This is a genomic window from Campylobacter sp. BCW_4338, from assembly GCF_001763255.1.
In the GTDB taxonomy this organism is placed as follows: domain Bacteria; phylum Campylobacterota; class Campylobacteria; order Campylobacterales; family Campylobacteraceae; genus Campylobacter_D; species Campylobacter_D jejuni.
This window is the reverse complement of record NZ_MJYJ01000019.1, coordinates 1-538: the sequence shown is the minus strand read 5'-3', so window position 1 is coordinate 538 and position 538 is coordinate 1. Positions and strand designations below refer to the sequence as shown.

Below are 538 nucleotides of genomic sequence, written 5' to 3'. Positions count from 1 at the left end.
CAAACTATTTAAATCTTTTCTCTACTAAAACAAGCTTTACTTGGTTTAGAGATTGGTTGCCTAATTTAAAAACTTCAGTAGAACTTGGAGCTAAGTTTAATATCAATCCTAAAGTAGAAGCTGAGGCTAGATTTGGTAATATAAAAGTAAGTGATGAGTTTGATTTACCAAGAATACAAAAATTTGTAAGCACTTCTTTTATCGTTCCTGTTAATGAAGCTTTCTATTTTAGTTTAAACTATAATGGAATGTTTGATAAAGATGGCAATACCCATACAGGATTTGCTCAGTTTAATTATCTTTGGTAATCTTATAAAAGATCATACCTTAGTTTAATTAGTTTTTACTCTCCTACTTGTTAAAAATTTCATCCTAATAATTTTAAAATTATTGGGATGGATGTTTTTAAGGTTGTTAAACTCTTTTTAGATTGCAATCATTCTTTTAAAGTATTTTAAAAACTCAGCTAAGATTAACAATAAATCATTTTAAATCATTTTAAGACGATTAAAAAGAAGTGAAGAGGATTGAAGATTAA

1 pseudogene is annotated in these 538 nt (G+C 26.4%); it reads left to right on the top strand.

Annotation, left to right across the window (positions count from 1 at the left end):
• A pseudogene (locus AJN69_RS01920) lies at positions 1–308 on the top strand (autotransporter outer membrane beta-barrel domain-containing protein); the annotation flags it as partial.
• Positions 309–538: the final 230 nt, after the last annotated feature.